The sequence below is a fragment of the Actinomyces gerencseriae DSM 6844 genome (genome assembly GCF_000429265.1).
GTDB classification, from domain to species: domain Bacteria; phylum Actinomycetota; class Actinomycetes; order Actinomycetales; family Actinomycetaceae; genus Actinomyces; species Actinomyces gerencseriae.
On the sequence record NZ_KE386871.1, the window covers coordinates 357,178 to 376,331 of the forward strand.

General features: G+C 71.6%; 16 protein-coding genes. 6 read left to right on the forward strand and 10 right to left on the reverse strand.

All coding sequences use genetic code 11. The features are described 5' to 3' along the window. Nucleotides 1–6: 6 nt before the first annotated feature. Complete coding sequence (locus tag G448_RS0111055; RefSeq protein WP_026408033.1) at nt 7–633, reverse strand: TetR/AcrR family transcriptional regulator; 627 nt, start codon at nt 631–633, stop codon at nt 7–9. Nucleotides 634–830: 197 nt separating this feature from the next. On the opposite strand from G448_RS0111055, the gene G448_RS19265 reads away from it, so the two are divergent. Further along, nucleotides 831–956, forward strand: a complete 126-nt coding sequence (locus tag G448_RS19265) for a LuxR C-terminal-related transcriptional regulator (RefSeq protein ID WP_425393662.1) — start codon at nt 831–833, stop codon at nt 954–956. 143 nt (nt 957–1,099) lie between these two features. Here G448_RS19265 and G448_RS0111060 read toward each other — a convergent pair whose 3' ends face one another. The 3 genes from G448_RS0111060 to G448_RS0111070 all read right to left on the reverse strand — a co-directional run bounded on the left by G448_RS0111060 (nt 1,100) and on the right by G448_RS0111070 (nt 3,453). After that, nucleotides 1,100–1,897, reverse strand: coding sequence for a hypothetical protein (locus G448_RS0111060; protein WP_026408034.1), 798 nt, complete (start codon nt 1,895–1,897; stop codon nt 1,100–1,102). Then, nucleotides 1,894–2,616 (reverse strand): histidine phosphatase family protein, encoded by a 723-nt coding sequence (locus tag G448_RS0111065; RefSeq protein ID WP_026408035.1) that lies wholly within the window; start codon nt 2,614–2,616, stop codon nt 1,894–1,896. The genes G448_RS0111060 and G448_RS0111065 overlap by 4 nt, the downstream gene beginning before the upstream one ends. Nucleotides 2,617–2,757: 141 nt before the next feature. Continuing rightward, the gene (locus G448_RS0111070) at nt 2,758–3,453 is read right to left on the reverse strand and encodes an ArsR/SmtB family transcription factor (protein ID WP_026408036.1); all 696 of its coding nucleotides are present in this window, start codon (nt 3,451–3,453) and stop codon (nt 2,758–2,760) included. 165 nt (nt 3,454–3,618) lie between these two features. Between G448_RS0111070 and G448_RS0111075 the strand changes: the two genes are divergently transcribed. Beyond that, nucleotides 3,619–4,998, forward strand: a complete 1,380-nt coding sequence (locus tag G448_RS0111075; protein WP_026408037.1) for an MFS transporter — start codon at nt 3,619–3,621, stop codon at nt 4,996–4,998. A gap of 229 nt (nt 4,999–5,227) precedes the next feature. Further along, nucleotides 5,228–6,211 carry a 2,3,4,5-tetrahydropyridine-2,6-dicarboxylate N-succinyltransferase gene (dapD, locus tag G448_RS0111080; RefSeq protein ID WP_026408038.1) on the forward strand — a complete coding sequence of 328 codons (984 nt, stop codon included), beginning with the start codon at nt 5,228–5,230 and terminating at the stop codon, nt 6,209–6,211. 139 nt (nt 6,212–6,350) lie between these two features. Here the strand turns inward: dapD and G448_RS0111085 are convergent, their stop codons facing one another. Then, on the reverse strand, nt 6,351–7,163 hold the full coding sequence (locus tag G448_RS0111085) for a class I SAM-dependent methyltransferase (RefSeq protein ID WP_026408039.1): 813 nt from the start codon (nt 7,161–7,163) through the stop codon (nt 6,351–6,353). Between the two features lie 119 nt (nt 7,164–7,282). On the opposite strand from G448_RS0111085, the gene G448_RS18210 reads away from it, so the two are divergent. After that, entirely contained in the window at nt 7,283–7,834 is a 552-nt protein-coding gene (locus G448_RS18210) for a hypothetical protein (protein ID WP_156911018.1), read from the forward strand. Between the two features lie 52 nt (nt 7,835–7,886). Then, nucleotides 7,887–9,755, forward strand: a complete 1,869-nt coding sequence (locus G448_RS16305; protein ID WP_051268937.1) for a GDSL-type esterase/lipase family protein — start codon at nt 7,887–7,889, stop codon at nt 9,753–9,755. 165 nt (nt 9,756–9,920) lie between these two features. Here G448_RS16305 and G448_RS16310 read toward each other — a convergent pair whose 3' ends face one another. The 4 genes from G448_RS16310 to G448_RS0111115 all read right to left on the reverse strand — a co-directional run bounded on the left by G448_RS16310 (nt 9,921) and on the right by G448_RS0111115 (nt 13,733). Continuing rightward, the gene (locus G448_RS16310; protein WP_084436663.1) at nt 9,921–11,309 is read right to left on the reverse strand and encodes a citrate synthase; all 1,389 of its coding nucleotides are present in this window, start codon (nt 11,307–11,309) and stop codon (nt 9,921–9,923) included. Nucleotides 11,310–11,556: 247 nt separating this feature from the next. Then, nucleotides 11,557–12,780, reverse strand: a complete 1,224-nt coding sequence (dapC, locus tag G448_RS0111105; protein WP_026408041.1) for a succinyldiaminopimelate transaminase — start codon at nt 12,778–12,780, stop codon at nt 11,557–11,559. A gap of 84 nt (nt 12,781–12,864) precedes the next feature. Beyond that, nucleotides 12,865–13,218: a ferredoxin gene (gene fdxA / locus G448_RS0111110; protein ID WP_026408042.1), complete on the reverse strand. Its 354-nt coding sequence runs from the start codon at nt 13,216–13,218 to the stop codon at nt 12,865–12,867. 242 nt (nt 13,219–13,460) lie between these two features. Continuing rightward, entirely contained in the window at nt 13,461–13,733 is a 273-nt protein-coding gene (locus G448_RS0111115; protein WP_026408043.1) for a hypothetical protein, read from the reverse strand. A gap of 415 nt (nt 13,734–14,148) precedes the next feature. On the opposite strand from G448_RS0111115, the gene G448_RS17115 reads away from it, so the two are divergent. Further along, nucleotides 14,149–14,823, forward strand: a complete 675-nt coding sequence (locus G448_RS17115; protein WP_026408044.1) for a hypothetical protein — start codon at nt 14,149–14,151, stop codon at nt 14,821–14,823. Nucleotides 14,824–15,363: 540 nt separating this feature from the next. Here the strand turns inward: G448_RS17115 and G448_RS17120 are convergent. Next, nucleotides 15,364–19,152 carry a VanW family protein gene (locus G448_RS17120; RefSeq protein WP_051268938.1) on the reverse strand — a complete coding sequence of 1,263 codons (3,789 nt, stop codon included), beginning with the start codon at nt 19,150–19,152 and terminating at the stop codon, nt 15,364–15,366. Nucleotides 19,153–19,154: the final 2 nt, after the last annotated feature.

Sequence of the window (19,154 nt, forward strand, 5' to 3'; positions counted from 1 at the left end):
GTTCCTTCAGGTCTCGAGCAACCCCCTCACCAGCGCCGTGATCGCGGTGCCGAGCTCGTCGGGTTGCGGAATGTCTTTCGGTCGGGTCACCGCGGCGACGGTGAACCCCTGGAGCACGATGAGAACGAGGCCAGCGGCATCGGCCGGCGCGAGACGGGTCCCGTCCCCGCCGCGGCGGGCGATCATCGTCTCGATGCGCCCGCGCCAGCCGTCGAGCGCATCGTCCTTCCCGGAGCGATCCCCGAGCGCCTGCGGCGCGATGAGCACCGTCGTCGACGTCAGGGCCCGAAATCTCGGGTCGCCGGTCACCAGCCGCACAAAACGCAGCAGTAGTTCCTCAATGTCCCGGTTCGGACGGTCGCCGATCTCGTCTTCCGTACCGGCTTCGACGTCGTCGCCACCGAGATCCGCGAACAAGCGCTGCTCGTAATCGGACCAGCCCCACTCAAGCGCCTCCACGAGCAGAGCCCGCTTGCTGCGGAAGTGATGGTGCAGCGCACCTCGTGTCACACCTGCTCGCTCGGCGACATGCTCGAACGTTGCCCCCCGCCACCCCTTCTCCTCGAAGGACTTCAGCGCCGCCTCCAGCAGCGCGACGCGGGTCTTGGCCGCGTCCTCGGCCGTTCGTTTCATATATGCATGCTAACATGTATGTTAAGTGATCGACACGACCCCCGCCACTCAGGAATATGACGTTACTCACGCGACAGACTCACGGCCGCGCCCTGATCCTGGAAAGTCGCCAGGTCAGCCTCGAGTTTTCATCGTCGAGGTGGTGAAGACGGGGCGAAGGTGCCGCTTCGCCTGGAATAATCGGTGCGGGGCGTGAGATTGCGGCGAGGCTCGGCTTAAGTGAACGAACTATAGAGACCTACGTTCGACGATTGTTCGCCAAACTTCATGTCTGCTCGCGCTCAGAAGTGGCCGCGCGGTTCGTCAATCATCTTTCCAAATAAGAATAGTTGACATAGATGTTGACATAGATAAGGGAGACAAGTCCGATTCAGATCAGAATGCGATGGCTTGCTGCAGAATTGGCATTAATAGACGTATAGAACCGAGTCTTGTCGTTCCAGAAATTCGACCACGACTATCCATATCAGCCCGGAGCGCGCGGGTTGACGCGCGGCCAGGTGGAGGTATCGACGTCGTACCCGTGCGCGGCGGCGTGGACGAACCAGTCATCGGGCAGCCACGTGCGACCCACGACCTGCGGGTGCTCGGGCAGGTAGCGGAAGGACCACAGCACCAGCACGAGCTCGGCCCACTGCCCGCGCAGCTTCCAGCGCGCCGAGCCGCCGGCGTTGGCGGCCGCCATGACGATCTCGCCGGTGCCGGTGAGCTGGGCCTCCTGCACATCGCGGAAGGCGATCGGCATGATGCCCTCCCCCGTGCCCAGGTAGATCCCGTGGGTGGACACGGTCAGACGGGCGTCGGCGAGGTGGCGCCAGCGCTCGACGGCGTCCGCCTCGGCCGCCTTCCTGCGACGCGAGTTGAGGTAGGCCTGTCCGCCGAAGAAGGCGGCGGTCAGCGCCAGCCCGACGGGGCCGCCGGCCAGGAAGAAGCCGCGCGACGGGTTGTAGACGGCGTCCCCGCGGCGCCACACGAGCAGCTCGGCGTCGCAGGTGGCGAGCATGACCTCGTCGGCCGCGAAGGCACGGCGCACCGGGTCGACGACGGGCGAGACGGGGTTGGGGCGGCGCCCGTTGCGCAGGGCGCTCAGGACGGCGGCGGTGTTCCACCACACGAAGTCCTGGCCCGTCCACGGGCGCCGCGGCGCGGGGCGCGACCCGCTCGGCACCGTCAGGCCGGCGGGTCCGACGGGGACGAGCCCGCCCGGGGCGCCGTCGTCGGGTCCGTCCTGCCCGCCCCGCCCCGACAGGGGGCTCAGGGTCACGCCGTCGTCCCCGCCGGGGCGTCCGCGCCGCGGGCCGGCTCGGGTCCCCGCCCCAGCGCCTCGGCCGCCGCGGAGGTTCCGGGAACCATGTCCTCGGCGCGACGCAGGAGGTCGCCGGCCGGCTCCCAGTAGGACAGCCCGACCAGCGTGCGCGAGTCGAAGGTGAGCGAGGTCAACGACGCCAGCGAGCACTGACGGCGACGGGGGTCGTGGGCCAGGGGGCGGCCCTCGAGCCACAGGCGCGTCGCCCACACGGGCAGCTGATGGGAGACGAGCAGCGCCTCATGGCCCTCGGCCAGGTCGATGGCGTCGCGCACGGCGGCGCTCACGCGGGCGACGAGCTCGGCGTAGGGCTCGCCCCAGCTCGGCCGCAGGGGGTTGAGGTAGTAGCGCCAGTGGTCGGGATGCGCCAGGACCCACCGGTTGCGATTGACGGGCACGCCCTCGAAGTGGTTCCCGGCCTCGATGAGGCGCGCGTCGGTCATCGGCGTCAGGTCGAAGGCCGTGGCGGTCGGCGCACCGGTCTCGCGCGCCCTCTCCAGCGGGGAGGTGATGACCGCGGCGATGTCGTGGCCGGAGGCGGACAGCACGTCGGCGACCTGCACGGCCATCTGCAGACCCAGCTCGGAGAGGTGGTAGCCGGGCAGGCGCCCGTACAGAATGCCCTCGGGGTTGTGGACCTCGCCGTGCCTCATGAGGTGGATCGTCGTGCGCGCCATGGCGTGATTCTCGCACGCCCGCGAGACGATCCGCCGGAGTCGGCCGGTGTCGGGAGGGTCGGGCGCCCTCGCGGCCCGGGCCGGGTCACCCGGAGCGCTCCGCCCCGGGTCGCAGGGAGACGGACATGGGTCATCGGGGGATCAGTCGCCCGCTCCGAGGCCGAGGCCGGCGTCGTCGAGGGCGGCCCTGCCCGCCGGGGTGAGGCGCACCGCGCGGGTGGACCCGAGCCGTTCGACCCATCCGCGGGCGAAGAGGATCCGGAGGATGGCCGTGCCCAGCGGGCCGGCCAGGTGGACGCGGCGCTCGGTGGAGTCCATGCACGGAACCGCGAGCCCCTCATCATCCTGGAGCGGGCCCCAACCCGTCACGAGCCCCTTCCCGCTCCGCGTCAGCTGCCAGTCGCGACCGACGAGACCGCGATCCCGGAGCCGGTCGGCGAGATCGACGCCGAGGCGGCCGGCGAGATGCCTGTAGCAGGTGCGCCCCTCCAGCAAGCGTTTATTGGCCGTCCACGCGCTGAGGCTCGGCGGAGTGGGCAGGGTTCTCCTGGACACCGCGCCCAGGCTCTCGATCGCTCGGGCGATCTCCTCGCCCGCGAGGGTGACGTAGCGGTGGCGCCCCTGCCGCACATCGACGGCGACGCCCCGTTCGACCAGGGTGCTGACGTGCTCGCTGGCGGTCGATCGCGCCAGCCCGGCGTATGCGCCGAGCTCCCCGACCGTCCACGCGCGACCATCCATCAGCGCAGCGCACATGGCCGCCCTCGAAGGATCCGCGAGGGCGGCCGCAATGGTCGTGATATCCGGGACCGCCTCCGGAAATGCACGAGTCGTCACGCCTCGGAGGCTAGCGCCATGATCGTTCGGCGACCACCGAGCAGAAGCGGCACTACCGTGAGCCCAGCCGTGCCGCCCGTGGCATCCGCAGCATCTTCAGCATCCACGCGGGAGGGCGGATCGACCCCAGTGGCGAGAGGACGAGGTATCACTGCCATGAACGCTATGAGTGCTGAGCCCGCCGCGTCCGCACCGCACCGGCGCGGAGCGCTCGTCGCGGTTCTCCTCGGATTCTTCGCCGTCATGCTCGATATCACCATCGTCAATGTGGCGCTCGCCGACATGGGAACGGACCTGGCGGCTCCGGTGACGTCCCTGCAATGGGTCGTCGACGGCTACACACTCGCATTCGCGGCCTTCCTGCTCAGTTCGGGAGCGGCATGCGACCGGCTGGGAGCCCGGACCGTCTACATGGTCGGCCTCATCCTGTTCGGCGCGTTCTCGGCCGTGTGCGCGCTCGCCCCCACGGGCGGGGCGCTGATAGCGGCACGGGCGCTCCAGGGGCTGGGGGCCTCCGCCATCGTCCCGGGCTCCCTGGCCTCACTCGCCGCGATCTACAGGGACCCGGGCACGAGGTCACGCGCAATCGGCCTGTGGGGAGGGGCGGGCGGAGTCGCCGCCGCCGCGGGTCCGGTGCTCGGGGGCGCGCTGGTCTCCTGGATCGGATGGCGCGCCGTATTCTGGGTCAACATCCCCATCGTCATTCTCGCATACCGGCTCGCCCTCCGTTCCCTTCCCGTATCGGTCGTCCGGCGCGAGCGCGCGATCGATCCGCCGGGGCAGGCCCTCTCCGCCTCGGCCCTGGCCGCACTCACCTACGGAATCATCGCCGGCGGCGAGAGCGACTGGGATGGCTCATCGATCGCGGCCGCCCTCGGAGGTGCGATCATGCTCGCCTGCTTCGTCGCCATCGAGAACCGCGCCGACGACCCGATGCTCCCCATGCCCCTGTTCGGGGAACGACGATTCACGGTCGCGATGATCGTCGGCTTCGCACTGAACACCAGCTTCTTCGGTCAGCTGTTCGTCCTCTCCCTGTTCTTCCAGGAATATCTGGGATACACGCCCTGGCACGCCGGCCTCGCGCTCGCCCCGCAGGCCTGCAGCGCGGTCATCGCCTCCCCGCTCGGGGGGCGCTGCACGGCGCGCATCGGAGCATTCCCCACCATGCTGATCGGTCTCCTCGCAGGCGCAGCGGGTTTCGGGGGCCTCATCGCGGTCGCGGACGGCACCCCGTACCCGATGACCGCCACCGCGACCTTCATCGGCGGTTTCGGCATGGCCTTCGCCATGCCCGCGGCGACGTCGGCCGCGGTGGTCTCGGCGCCGCCCGCGTACGCCGGTCTGGCCGGCGGCGTCATCAATGCGGCCCGCCAGACCGGAAGCGCCGTCGGGGTGGCGGCCCTGGGAGCGATGATCACCGCCGACGCGCTCCTCGCCGGGTTCCATCGCGCGGTCGGCGCCGCGTCCGTCGTATTCCTCGTCGCCGCGGTCCCCGTCATCGGCGTGCTCATCGCAGACGGCCGTGGCCGCGCGGCGGGGTGAGCGCGGGGCGCCGGATGACTCGCCGGATGAATCGGAGGGGACCGAGCGCGCGGCGGGATGAGCGCGGGGCGCCCCAACGGCTGGAGGGTCGGGTCCGGCGACGGCCCGGTGGCGCAGCGGCGGGATCCGGCGGGACCCGCCGGCGCCCGGGCGGGGAGCCCTCGCACCTCCCCGCCCGGATGCCGGGCGGCCCGGCGCGTCGGGGCGGGTTCCCGTATGGTTGGATGCCATGACGACTCGCAGAGCATGGGGTCTCGGCCTGGCTACCGTGACCGACGACGGCAACACCCTCGACGTCTGGTACCCGAGACCGCTCCTGGGCGACGAGCCCGCCGACGGCGACGCCGATCTGCTCGCCACGCTGTCCGCCATGGAGAGCAGGGACGCCGCGCGCGGGGTCCACACCACCGTGGTGCGCACCTGGGCGGACCTGGATGACGCCCCGAAGACCGTGGCGGGCGCCTACCTGCGCCTCCACGTGCTGTCCCACCGCCTGGCCCTGCCCAACACGGTCAACCTGGACGGCGTCTTCTCCCGTCTGCCCAACGTCGTGTGGACCTCCGCCGGTCCCTGCGCCGCCGAGGACTTCGAGACCACGCGCACCCGCCTGCGAAACAAGCTCGGCCACGCGGTCCAGGTGAACTCGATCGACAAGTTCCCGCGCATGACCGACTACGTCCTGCCCTCGGGCGTGCGCATCGGCAACGCGGCCAACGTCCGCCTGGGCGCCTACCTGTCCGCGGGGACGACGATCATGCACGCCGGCTTCGTCAACTACAACGCCGGCACGCTGGGCCACTCGATGGTCGAGGGGAGGGTCTCCCAGGGGGTCGTGATCGGCGACGGCTCCGACGTCGGCGGTGGCGCCTCGACGATGGGAATGCTCTCGGGCGGGGGCCGCCAGCGCGTGGCGCTGGGCGAGCGATGCCTGCTGGGCGCGAACTCGGGCCTGGGCATTCCGCTGGGCGACGACTGCGTCGTCGAGGCGGGCCTGTACCTGACCGCAGGCACCAAGCTGTCGGTGCTCCCCTCCGGAGGCGTGGTTCCCGGCTCCCATGGTCTCTTCAGAGAGCCGCGCGTGGTCCCGGCCCGCGAGCTGGCGGGCGCGTCGAACGTACTCTTCCGCCGCAACTCGCAGTCCGGCGCCGTGGAAGCCCTGGCTCGCGGGGGCAAGGGCATCGAGCTCAACAGCGTCCTGCACGCCAACCAGTAGCGCGCCCCGCCCCCCTCGCCGAGATCGGTTCAGTTCCGCACCGAGATCGGTCCGGCTCCGCGCTCGTCCGCCCGGCCGAGCCGCTTCGGCGGAGCCGGGTCCGACGACGATCGTCCGCGCCAGCCGTCGGACCGGGCGATCAGTCCTCGGGCTTGCGGGCGACGAGGGCGATGCCCACCATGTCCTTCTCGTAGCGGGCGAACACGGAGCGCATCTGGCGGATCCGAGCGCGCAGTTCCTTGTCTCCCAGGATGTTGCGGACCATCCTCATCGAGCCGCCCAGGCCCTCATCGCGCAGGTTGCGGCTCATCTTGAGCAGCGCCATGGGCGCGGTGCCGACCCAGTCCACCTCCAGCCCCGCGTCCTCCATGAGGGCGCGCCAGGCGGCGGCGGTCATGGGGCGGGCGTTGACGTGGATGGCGCGGGCGAGGTCGCGACGCAGCTGCGTGTAGTACTCCTCGTCGATGTCATCGGGAGCGACGCCGAGCTCGTGAATCGCGTAGCGGCCCCCCGGCCGCAGAACGCGAGCGGCCTCGGAGACGATGGCGGCCTTTCCCTTGTCCCCCTGCATGGTGAGCATGGCCTCGCCGACGACGACGTCCGCGCCGGCGTCGGGCAGACCGGTCTCGGCGGCCTCCCCCTGACGGACGGTGCCGCGATCCCCGACGACGGCGGCCACCCTGGCCGCCGCCTGCGGGTCGCGGTCGATGGCGGTGTAGGAGGCGGGATCGGCGGCGACGATCTCGGCGGCGGTGCGCCCCAGGCCGGGGGCCATCTCGACGACGTCGGCGCCGGCGAGCCCGGCGTGGGCGAGCATGTCGGCGGTCAGGGCGGCTCCGCCGGGACGAAGGACGCGCTTGCCGGCGCGGGCCAGGACCCAGTGGCCTGGAGCCGTGGCGACCGGGCGGTCGGCGTATGGAAGGGGGACGTCGGAGGCGGGCTTCTCGCTCATGAAGCAAGCCTAACCTGGGCGCATCGCGGCGCGGAGGGGCGTCTCGGCACGCCGGGCCCGACGACCCCGGTGGCACGAGCACTTGCCATCGTGACGCAATGGACCTAAAGTCACCTGCAATGATCCCTGTCACTCTATCGGCCCCGAGCCCTGACTCCGGGTCGCAGGACCTCGCCCAGCCCGCGCCTCATCGCACGGGCCGCGTAGCGCGCCGTCGTCTTCTCATCTCGGCCCTCGCTCTCACCGGCACGGCAGTAGGGGGCGGGGCGCTCTGGCGCTACCGCCCGGGGGGACCGCGTGCCGTCGCGGCCAGGGCGCTGAGCGCCCTGCACGACGATCCCATGGGAGCCAACACCATTCTCGGGCACCGCGCCGTCTACAGTGACGAGTCGTCCCCGCCGGGGCTCTTCTCCAAGAAGACGACCCTGTGGGTGCGCAACTGGTTCCGGGACGAGGCCACCGCGCCCGAGACGCTCATGGGCGAGTTCATCGATCACGCCCGCGGCAACGGCTGGAGCACGGGCGACTACTCCCTGCCAACCCTGTGGGCGGCCTCTCGCAGCGCCCCGGGCCTCCAGGCCCCGCTGGGCCTACTGATCTCCCAGGAGGACACCTACGAATCGGACAGCGCCTTCCACCGCACGGTGAGGATCTCGCTCACCTATTCCTGACCCCACGTCCCTTCGACCGCCCGACTCCCTGCAATCCCTGAAAGGCACTCCGATGACGCATCGCGTCGCCCGCTCGGCACCCACGATCCTGCTGATCATGGCACTCCTCCTGCCATCCTGCCCGTTCCTGTCCGCGCCCCCCGCCGCGGCCGTCGAGGCCCACGGCAGTATCAACGTGACCCTTCTCGGCGACTCCTACTCGGCCGGCAACGGCGCCGGCGACTACTACGGAGACGACAAGGGCGCCTACCGCAGTCGCAACAGCTGGGCGCACCACTACGTGGACTGGCTGAACGAGCAGAACGTCAGCGCCACTCTCACCAACCTCGCGCACAGCGGAAGCGTCACCGACGACCTGCTGGGGGCCGACGGCAGGACGGGTCAGATCGAGAGCATGCCCGCGGACACGGACGTGGCGATGTTCACCATCGGCGGCAACGACGTCGGGTTCGCCGACATCGTCAAGCAGTGCTTCATGCTGGGGATGCGCGATGCCGCGACCTGCAAGGAGAAGGTCGATGCGGCCAGCACCGGGATGAGCGACGTCAGGCAGTCCACCCAGAACATTCTGCAGAGGATCGACGACAAGCTGCCGGACGGCGCCCAGGTGGTCCTGGTCGGCTACCCTCGTCTCGCCACGGACCGCGAGTACGTGCTCAAGAACTTCTGGGGAACCTTCTCCTACGACGCCGGCGCCGGGGTGCGAGGGCTCAGCGACGCGTCCAGGCAGATGCAGTCCGACCTCGTCAACGACTGGAACGCCGCCCACCCCGGCCTCAAGGTCACCTACATCGACGGCGTCATCAACGCCTTCGACGGCCACGAACCGGACCCGTCGGTCACCGCGCGCAACGACTACCGGTGGATCAACGAGTTCCTGGAGACCAGGGGAAGACTGGGGGACGACGGCAAGACGACCTCCTCGTTCAGCGCGGACGCCAGCGAGTTCTACCACCCCAACATGATCGGCCACGAGCAGATCGCCCGTCTGATAGAGGACAAGGTGGGAGTCCCCGTCTCCGCCCAGGCCGATGGCGAGCCGAACGGGAACGCCGGCAACGCCGCCGCCGGCGCCGCGGCCCCCGCGCACGGCGACGTCGCCACTGGCGACGTCACCCGGGCGGTGGTCGCGGCGGCGAGCACAACGAGCACCAGCGCCGCCGACGAGCCCTTCGCCTGGATCCAGGGCCCCTACGTCGCCCGGGCGGGTGCGACCCTGACCATCGACGCCCGCGCCTCCCATGCCTCGTCCGGTGAGATCACCCGGTACGAGTGGGACTTCGACGGCGACGGCGTCTACGAGGAGACCTCGTCCGGACCGCTGACGGAGCACGCCTTCAACGACCTCTACGGCGGCGCCATCGGGGTGCGCGTCACCCAGGCCGACGGCCGGAGCGCCGTCGGGACCACGCGGGTCGATATCACCGACGACGGAGACATCACCCCGCGCGCCCAGGACAACTGCCCTGACACCTACAACTACGGGCAGACAGACTACGACGGGGACGGCCTCGGCGACGAGTGCGACCCCGACCCCGGATACCCGACCGAGGACAAGCCGGGCGTGTGCGTCATCGGCGAGAACTGCCCGGACGACCCCGCCGCGCCCGCGCCCTCCCCGAGCGCCGCGCCCGCGCCGTCGACGGCCGCATCGGGCGAGCCCGAGTTCCCGGCCGGCCCCTCCGCCGCCCCCGCCTCCGGCGCCCCGGCTCCCGACGCCGCGCTCGTCGGACCGCAGGCCGCAGCATCACCGGCGCCGTCAGCATGGTCCGCATCCTCAGCACCATCGGCATCGCCGTCGTCGAGGGGGAACCTGCCCAGCACGGGGGCGGGCTCACCGGCTCTACCCGCGATCGCGGCGCTCGTGGTCGTCTGCTGCGGGGTCGCGCTCCGCGCCCGGGACCGCGTGCTCGCCCGGTGAGCGCGAGCGGCGGGGCCCTGGTCTCAGGGCCAGCGCACTTCCTCGTGCTCGCCCGGTGAGCGCGGACGGCGGGCCGCGCCGCACCGGTGGGGCCCGCCGTCCGCCCACGACCGGCGGGCCTCACCACCCGCCGCCAGGCAGACGCCCTCCGCCGCCCTCCGGCCCTCAGACCTTGGTGATGTGGTCCAGGCTCGTCTCGCCCATGCGGGTGCCGGGGTACTCGGCGGCGCGCTTGCGACGACGCATGGCGATGTAGTGCCGCTCGATCTCACCGGTGTAGACCTGGCGCGGACGGCCGATGCGCTTGGCGGGATCGGAGATCATCTCGCGGTACTGGGCGATCCAGCCCGGCAGGCGCCCCAGGGCGAACAGCGGCGTGAACATCTTCGTGGGGAAGCCCATCGCCTGGTAGATCAGACCCGTGTAGAAGTCGACGTTCGGGTAGAGGCTGCGGGAGACGAAGTACTCGTCGGACAGCGCGACCGCCTCCAGCTCCATGGCGATCTCGAGCTTGCGGTCGCCGTCCTCGCTGCCCAACCGGCTGAGCACGTCGTGGGCGGTCTCCTTGACGATCGCGGCACGCGGGTCGTAGTTCTTGTAGACGCGGTGGCCGAACCCCATGAGCCGGACCCCGTCCTCCTTGTTCTTGACCTTGCGGACGAACTCGGTCGTCGTCATGCCCTCGGCCTGAATGGTGTCGAGCATGCGCAGGACGGCCTCGTTCGCGCCGCCGTGCAGCGGACCCGACAGCGCCCCCACGCCCGCGGCCACCGAGGCGTACATATTGGCGTCCGACGAGCCGACCAGGCGCACGGTGGAGGTCGAGCAGTTCTGCTCGTGGTCGGCGTGCAGGATGAGCAGCATGTCCAGCGCCCGGATGACGGCCGGGTCGATCTCGTAGCTCTGATCGGGCATGCCGAAGGTCATGTTGAGGAAGTCCTCGACGTAGCCGCGCTTGGAGTCCGGGTAGAGCAGCGGCAGACCGATGGCACGACGGGCGATGTAGGAGATCATCGTCGGCACCTTGCTCAGGAGCAGCACGGTGGCGAGCTCGCGCTCGTAGGGATCGTGCGGGTTGAGGGTGTCCTCGTAGTAGGTGGCCAGGCCGGCGACGCCCGCCTGGAGGATCGCCATGGGATGGCCGGAGGAGGGGAAGGAGGTGAAGAAGCTGCGGAAGTCCTCATGAAGGAGGCGGTGGCGGCCGATGCGGCGCTCGAAGCGCTCGAAGGTCTTGGCGTCGGGCAGCTCGCCGTTGATGAGCAGGTAGGCGACCTCGAGGAAGGTGGAGGACTTGGCGAGCTCGGCGATCGGGTAGCCGCGATAGCGCAGGATGCCGGCCCCGCCGTCGATGTAGGTGATGTCCGAGGTGCACGAGGCGGTGTTGGTGTAGCCGGGGTCGAGGGCCACCATCCCGGTGGAGCCGAGCAGCCGGCCGACGCCCAGGCCATCGGACCCCTCGGTGGCGTGTATGCGGGGCAGCTCCAGGTTCGCTCCCCCGACGGAGAGCGCACCCGGGACGTCCAGGTCGTTGGGATCGATGGTCGTGTCGGTCATGGTGCCTCCTAAGGACTGACGACGTCGGCGCTGACGCACCCTAGCCCACCGCGGGCCGATCGCGGGCCGGTCGCGGTCCCGTTCCTCGGGCCACTCTACGGGCTGCTCGCCCGGGGCGGCGGCCGGTGCCGGCCCGACGCGCACCGACGTGCCGCGCCCGATGACGGGCACCCGAGCCGGTGGATGGGACCGTGGTCGGCCGTGATCGGCCGCGGCCATCAGCTCCGGCTCGTCCCGCTCGGGAGAATCAGGAGAAGAGGTCCCGGGCCCGGGAGGAGCGCAGCCGCTCGCAGGCGGCGGCCACGTGCTCGTCGGTACCGGTCAGGCTCATGCGCACCCGGCCGGCGCCCGCCTCGCCGTAGAAGTCTCCCGGAGCGACGACGATCCCGAGCTCGGCGAAGGCCCCCACCAGGTCCAGGGCGCTCATGGAGGCCGGTCCCGACAGCCACAGGTAGAGGCCGGCGACCGAGGCCGGGTCGTTGACCAGGCCCGCGGCGGACGTGGCCCCCAGAAGCGCCTCACGACGCCTGCGGTAGGTCTCGCGCTGGGCCGCCACATGGGGGTCGTCGCCGAGCGCGGCGGCCATGGCCGCCTGAACCGGGGCGGGCACGAGCAGGCCGGAGTGCTTGCGCACCTCGGTCACCGCCTTGACGAGCTCGGGGTCACCGGCCAGGAAGGCGGCCCGGTAGCCGGCCAGATTCGACTGCTTGGACAGGGAGTACAGGGCGATGAGCCCGGTCAGATCGGTCGTGCCGCCGGTGCGGCCGGCCGCGCGCGCGTCCAGCAGGCTCGGCACGCCCTCGGAGGCCCACGGCTCCGCCCAGCCGAGCTCGGCGTAGCACTCGTCGGCGATGACGACGGCGCCCCGCCGCCGGGCCCACGCGACGATGCGCGCCAGCTGCTCGACTCCCAGGACGTGGCCGTCGGGGTTGCCGGGGCTGTTGAGCCACACGATGACCGGCACCGCGGGGGCGCCGTCGGGACCGGCGGGCAGCTCCCAGGAATCGGGATCGGCGTCGGTATCGACGGGCACGGGCGCGGCACCGGCCAGGCGGGCCCCGACGTCGTACGTGGGGTAGGCGGCGCGCGGGTGGACGACGACGTCACCGGGCCCGGCGCCGAGCTGCAGCGGCAGGAGAGCGACCGACTCCTTGGAGCCGATGGTGGGGATGACGGCGTCGTCGCTCAGGTCTCGCACCCCGCGGCGACGCTCCATCCAGCCGATGATGGCCTCGCGGACGGCGGGAGTCCCGATGGTGGCGGGATAGCCGGGCGCGTTGGAGGCCGCGGTCAGGGCGGCGCGGGCGACGTCGGGCGAGTCGTCCACGGGAGTGCCGATGGCGAGATCCACGACGCCGTCCGGATGCGCGGCGGCGACGGCGCGGTAGGGCCGCAGGGAGTCCCAGGGGAAGTCGGGCAGAGCGGAGGCGCGGGGCAGGAGGGGGCGAGGGGCGGAGGGCGAATCAGTCACGCGCCCGATTCTCCCCCACGCCGCCGCACCGCGTCGGATCGAGGCGACGCCGCCGCAGCGGACCCGGAACCGGACCGACCGGCCCTACTCGTATCCGTTCTCGGCCTTCCACTCGTCGTTCTGCGGAGGCAGGGCGGCGATCATCGGGTCGTCGTAGGGCTGAGGACCGGTTCTCTGCGCGCCGCCGGGAGAGCCCAATCCCTTGAGGTCGAAGAAATCGATATTGGCGCGCGTGTAGTCCTCCCACTCATCGGGGACGTCGTCCTCGTAGAAGATCGCCTCGGTGGGGCACACGGGCTCGCAGGCGCCGCAGTCAACGCACTCATCCGCGTTGATGTACAGGGTCCGTTCGCCTTCATAGATGCAATCGACCGGGCACTCGTCCACACACGCACGATCCTTGACGTCGACACATGGCTGAGCGATGACGTAAGTCATGAGTGGATTCCTCTTCTCCTGGAAGGCGTCGTGCGGACGGCGACGCAACCACGGCAACAATATTGCCTCGCCGCCCCACCCCGCCCAAGAGGACCGGAGCGTGGGCCTGCGCACGAGCGTGCGCACCGCTCATTTCGTCATGGGGAGAAGACTAAATCCGCGTCGGCACTGTCCGGGCCGGGGACACGACCCGGCCGGAGCGCCGCACCCCGCGCCCCGCGCATCGCCCCTCCAGCGACTCGCTAGGCCAGGGAGCCCGGCAAGCCCGCAGTGGAAGCCGTGCCCACCGCTGAGGACTGACCGAGGAGCGAGCCGAGGATGCGCGACAGCGAGAAGTCCGGACCGAGCAGCATGGGCAGACCCCAGATCGCGGCCGCCAGTACGACCAGCAGCACGGCGACGACGACTGCGAGCACCTTCAGCGCCGTCGGAATCCCCCGCCGCTTCGCACCGCCGTCCGCGGTCGTGTGCCGACGAGTCCCCGGATGGGTCTGCGGGCCCCCGGAGAGCGCCACCCATGTGAGCCCCTCCTCCGTCGACCACACCTCGCGGCCACGAGCGTCCGAGGCCGTCCCGGAGGCTGCGCGAGGAGACGTCGCGGGTCGTGAGACGGGTTCCGTCGGCACGGACCCCGCCGGTGCGGATCGTGCGGACGCGGGCCGCGGAGCGGCGGGGGCCGCAGGCGCAGCCGATGCGGCCGGAACGGCATGCGCAGCAGACGCAGACGCAGACGCAGCGGGCGCGGACTGCGCCGATGCCCGGGCCGGCGCTGCCGATGCCCGGGCCGGGGACGCCGGACGAGCCGCGCCCGACGTCTCATGAGCAGCCGTCACAGCCACCTGCTGGTCGGCGACGACCACCCGGTACAGGGTCGCGCTGCTCTCGGAGGCGCCCGCCGAGGCCGGCGAAGGGAGGATACCGACAGGACCAGTGGTCCCGGCCGACGACGCCGAGGGGGTGCCCGGCGCGAAGACAGGACGACGACGCGCGGCGCCGGACGCCGGAGCGGGCGACTGCGTCGGGAACCCGCCGGTCGTCGAGGCGGCGGAGGCCGCTGAGGTTGCGGACGCCCCGGTCGGAGCCATTCCCGAGGACCGCGCGGACGGCGCCGCGGACCGCGCGCGCCCACCGGGGGCGGCAGCGGGGGCCGGTCGGGAAGCGGGGGCCGCCGGGGCCGAGGCACGGGAGCCGTCCGGCGTGCCGGCCCTCGGATCCCCGGGACGCGCCACGATGGAATCCCCGGAACGCGCTGATGCCGAGCTCGCGTCCGATGCGCCGGTCCCCCTCCGGGACCCCGTCCGCGTCGACGGCCCCGTACCGATGGGGTGGGTCGGCGCCCCGCCGAGAAGCAGGGCGCTGAGCTCCGCCTCGGTGGCGGATACACGTGCCCCCCCGGGCGCGGTCGGCGATGCGGCGGGAGCGGTTCCCCCCGGGGGCGGGGTCGCGGGCCGTGCCGCAGCGGGGCGGGGCTGGGTCGCGGGCCGCGGATCGGGCGCGGGACTCCCGGTGGACGACGCCCCGCTGGCCCCGGACCGGGGGGCGACCGGGCGCGCCTGCGGCGTCGAGGAGGTCGTGGCCCTGTCGGGGGCGGCGGACGGCCGTTGAGATCCGGGGCCCTTGACCGCGGCCGGGCGCACGACCCTGCCCGGGGAAGGAGTTCTCCGGGGAGCGCGAGCGGGCTCCCTGCGCGGCGTCGACGAGCCGCCGGCGCCCGTCGCCCCGGGCCGGGCTCCCGCGCCGTGACCGGTGGCACTGCGATAGACCGGAACGGCGTTCGCCGGGCGGGACCCGGAGAACATGGAGTAGGACTGGAAGCCGGCCTCGGAGGCGGGTGCGACCGGTGAGCCGGCATGATGCCCCGTCCCGCCCTCCATTGGGGCGGACGCGCGATGACGCCCCTGCGGGTCGGCCTCGGCGGGCGCATGACGCCGGGCGGATCCCTCCTCCGCAGGAAGGCCCGACGTATTGAGAACGACGGAACGGTCCGGCGTCGTCACAGTCATATGCGTTCTCCTCATAGGAAGGGGACAACGATGCTCCATCGCCCCGACAAGCGTAGTAGGACGCGAACGGCCACGCCTGCCGATATGGTGATGAAATCAAAATGTTATGATAATGGAATCTGTGTCGTCCAGTGGCTGATCATCAGGTGCCGACCGACCCCGTGTCCGCCACGTCCCGGGCATCCGCGTCCGGGATCGTCGTCGAGGGGCCCGGCTGGACCGAGTGAGCGGGCTTGGTCGTCCCCCCGCACTCGATGTTGTTGTCCGCGTCGTACGTGGTGGTCAGGACGTCGTCGGGCGGAGTCTTGTCGGGGGCCGTGCGGGTGCGGGTGACGGTGATGTCGAAGCCCGCGCTCCCTCCGGAGTACGACTGGCATCCCGCCCCGGCCGGACGGGTGATCGTCTGGACGGGCCGATAGTTGTAGCGCTCGGAGCTGGTGATGGAGACGTCGTAGTAGTGGGTGGACCAGATGCGGGCGTGGACCTCGCCGTCGGCGACCCACGCCTGGATGAGCGCCGCATAGGGTGTGGAGTTGGCGAACTTGACATCCTTCTGCCCGGTCCACAGCGTCGCCTCGCGCCCCGCCGGATACCGGCTGAAGTAGTAGGAGTGGGGGTGGTGCTCGATGTCGTCCATGCCTGCTTCGAAGCCGACGTTGAACATGGTGGTGCCGATCTGGGACAGGCCGCCGCCCAGCGCGTCGACGTGCTGGCCGTTGGAGATGACGCCGGCGTCGGTGAAGCCGTGCTCGTAGTCGACCGGGCCGAGCGCCTCCTCGACGGAGAAGGTCTCCCCGGGCATGACGATCTGACCGTTCATCTGCTCGGCGCCGCGAATGAGGTTCTGATCGCGACCGGGTTCCGAGTTGAAGGGGGTGGAGAACTCCCCGGTGACCTCGACGACGCCCCAGTCCGCCTCAGCGGTGACGATCTCCGGCTGAGTGACCATCATGGGGATGACGATGGTGCGGGCCGCGGAGGACGACCCTGTGGTACCCGCGTCGAGGAGCTGCTGGGTGAGGGAGTCCATGTCGATGCCCTGGCCGGGCGACGGGGACACGTATCGGGGCCTGGCTCCGGCGGCGCCGGTCGCGGAGCCATCGATCGTCCAACCCGCGTTGACCGCCTGGGTCTCGATCGGGCCCATGGCGCGGATGACGTCGTCGTGAAGCCGTTGAGAGTCGAAGTCGACGGAGAGCGCGCCGTCAGCGGTCGAGACGGAGATCACGTCGGCGAGCCGGTTCGGAGTCAGGACGAGCTGCTTGCCGGTAGCGACCCGCTCGACGTCCGTGCCGGAGGCGGTGATGGTGATGTCGTCGGACAGCATGGGCGTGAGCACGGCGTCGACGAACGCCCGCGCGTCCTCGTCGGTGATGGCGGGTTTCGCGGTGCCCCCCACCAGGGAGATCGACTCCTTCCCCAGGGGCCAACCGGAGCTCAGCGCCTTCACGGAGGCCTCGACGTCAAGACCCGTGCCGTCGGAGCCCGGAGTCACGACGGGGGTCGTGCCCTCGATGGTGACGACGGCGTCGGCGGTCCCCGTGGCGAGCGTATCGAGCCGGGCATTGAGGGCGGCAGTGAGCTCCGCGGAGTCGACAGTGGTGACGGCGTCCACGTCGGTGCCGCTCAGACGCTTGATGAGCGTCACGGGGTTGATAGTGGGGCCGGTCAGCCGATCAACGCTGGCATCGGCGTCAACGGCCACGCCGGAGTCGGCCGGTACGAGCGTGTCGGAGGAGTCGTTGACGGCGACGACGACAGGACGCGCGAGTGCGGAGCCGATCTGATCGGCCACGAGCCGACGGGCCTCGTCGGGGCTCGTATCCCCGACGTCGACGCCGGAGACCGTGGATCCGGCGAAGACGTGCTGGGTGGTGGCGACGACGGCGCCTCCCCAGACCACGACGAGCAGGCCCAGGCCGACGATGCAGGCGAGGACACCACGACTCGGCCTGTGACCGCGCAGGAGCGTCGTCACCGCCGTCGTGGCCCTGGCGAGAGCGTCCTTGCTCCTGGCGAGTGCCGCCTCGACCGTATCGGAAGCGGAGCCTGCGGCGGTAACGGGAGCATCCTCGGATGCGCTGTCAGCGGTATCGGCCGTGCGCACGGTATCGGCCGTGCGCACGAGATCGGTCTCACCGGACTCCGCCTCGGCGGATTGGGCCTCACGAGCGGACCCGAGAGCTTCAATGGACGGGGCCGGCTCAGCGGGCGTGAGCGCCGACATGGCAGCGAGGGTCTCGTCAACAGGGGTCGTCACAGCACCCGTCGGCTCGGGGACGACGTCCCCGGCCGTCTCGTCCTGCGTGGACTGGGCTTGACGACTCGCGTCGGCCTCGTCGGCCTCCAGCTCCTCGCTCCCGGTTTCCGTCCCCGGTTCCTCCGCCTCGGCGTCCGTCCCGCCAGCCTCCGACCTCTCAACCCCCGATTCCTCAGCCTCGGCCTTCACCTCATCGGCCCCAGCCTCGTCGACCTCGGCATCCGCGGGCGCGGCCCCATCGGCCGCCTCCACCTCCGGCTCTTCGGTCTCGACCGACTCCGCGTCAACGGACTCGTCGGCCTCCGACCCCTCGACGTCACCGGGCTCCTCAGTCCCCGGGCGCTCGGCCGCCTCCGGCTCCTCAGCCCCGGGCTCAGCATGCTCCTCGGCCCCCGCTGACTCCGCGACCTCGGCGTCCGCCTCATCGGCCCCAGCCGACTCCTCGGCCGCAGCATCCGCGGGCGCGGACTCGCCGCCGTCGGGCTCACCGGCAGGCCCATCGCCCCCGACCCCCGAGCCCTCGGCATCATCGGACTCGGAGCGGCCGTCCTCGGCATCGTCCATCCCGACCGATACGGACTCGGGCTCCTCGGCGGCCTCAACCTCCGGCCCCTCGGCCTCAGCCGACTCCGCGGCCTCGACCGACTCCGCCTCAACGGACTCGTCGGCCTCCGACCCCTCGACGTCACCGGGCTCCTGGACCTCAGCCTCGACCTCCGCGCCCTCACCGGGCTCCCCGGCCCCCGGGCGCTCGGCCGCCTCCGGCTCCTCAGCCCCGGGCTCAGCATGCTCCTCGGCAGCCTCACTCTCCGGTTCCTCGGCCCCGGCCGACTCCTCGATCTCGGCGTCCCTCTCATCGGCCCCCGCCGACTCCTCGGCCGCAGCATCCGCGGGCGCGGACTCGCCGCCGTCGGGCTCACCGGCAGGCCCATCGCCCCCGACCCCCGAGCCCTCGGCATCATCGGACTCGGAGCGGCCGTCCTCGGCATCGTCCATCCCGACCGATACGGACTCGGGCTCCTCGGCGGCCTCAACCTCCGGCCCCTCGGCCTCAGCCGACTCCGCGGCCTCGACCGACTCCGCCTCAACGGACTCGTCGGCCTCCGACCCCTCGACGTCACCGGGCTCCTGGACCTCAGCCTCGACCTCCGCGCCCTCACCGGGCTCCCCGGCCCCCGGGCGCTCGGCCGCCTCCGGCTCCTCAGCCCCGGGCTCAGCATGCTCCTCGGCAGCCTCACTCTCCGGTTCCTCGGCCCCGGCCGACTCCTCGATCTCGGCGTCCCTCTCATCGGCCCCCGCCGACTCCTCGGCCGCAGCATCCGCGGGCGCGGACTCGCCGCCGTCGGGCTCACCGGCAGGCCCATCGCCCCCGACCCCCGAGCCCTCGGCATCATCGGACTCGGAGCGGCCGTCCTCGGCATCGTCCATCCCGACCGATACGGACTCGGGCTCCTCGGCGGCCTCAACCTCCGGCCCCTCGTCGGAATCGGCGGCGGATGCATCCTCGTCCTCCGGTTCCGGACGCGGATCGCCCGCGATGTCCGGCGTCCTGGCACTGAGAACGTGGGCGATGTCCTCCAGAGAGGAGGCGCGGGCCTCGGCCGTCCGCGGTGCGGTCACAGCGTCCTCGTCGTGGGAGGCGCCATCGGGAGTGGGGGCGTCGTCGGTCATGA

Excerpts from the sequence above, each read along its gene's own strand:
- G448_RS16305 (WP_051268937.1), top strand. The coding sequence starts at position 7,887 with ATGACGCATCGCGTCGCCCGCTCGGCACCCACGATCCTGCTGATCATG.
- fdxA (WP_026408042.1), bottom strand. The coding sequence starts at position 13,218 with ATGACTTACGTCATCGCTCAGCCATGTGTCGACGTCAAGGATCGTGCG.
- G448_RS18210 (WP_156911018.1), top strand. The coding sequence starts at position 7,283 with ATGATCCCTGTCACTCTATCGGCCCCGAGCCCTGACTCCGGGTCGCAG.
- G448_RS16310 (WP_084436663.1), bottom strand. The coding sequence starts at position 11,309 with ATGACCGACACGACCATCGATCCCAACGACCTGGACGTCCCGGGTGCG.
- G448_RS0111075 (WP_026408037.1), top strand. The coding sequence starts at position 3,619 with ATGAGTGCTGAGCCCGCCGCGTCCGCACCGCACCGGCGCGGAGCGCTC.
- G448_RS17120 (WP_051268938.1), bottom strand. The coding sequence starts at position 19,152 with ATGACCGACGACGCCCCCACTCCCGATGGCGCCTCCCACGACGAGGAC.
- dapD (WP_026408038.1), top strand. The coding sequence starts at position 5,228 with ATGACGACTCGCAGAGCATGGGGTCTCGGCCTGGCTACCGTGACCGAC.
- G448_RS0111085 (WP_026408039.1), bottom strand. The coding sequence starts at position 7,163 with ATGAGCGAGAAGCCCGCCTCCGACGTCCCCCTTCCATACGCCGACCGC.
- G448_RS0111065 (WP_026408035.1), bottom strand. The coding sequence starts at position 2,616 with ATGGCGCGCACGACGATCCACCTCATGAGGCACGGCGAGGTCCACAAC.
- G448_RS0111055 (WP_026408033.1), bottom strand. The coding sequence starts at position 633 with ATGAAACGAACGGCCGAGGACGCGGCCAAGACCCGCGTCGCGCTGCTG.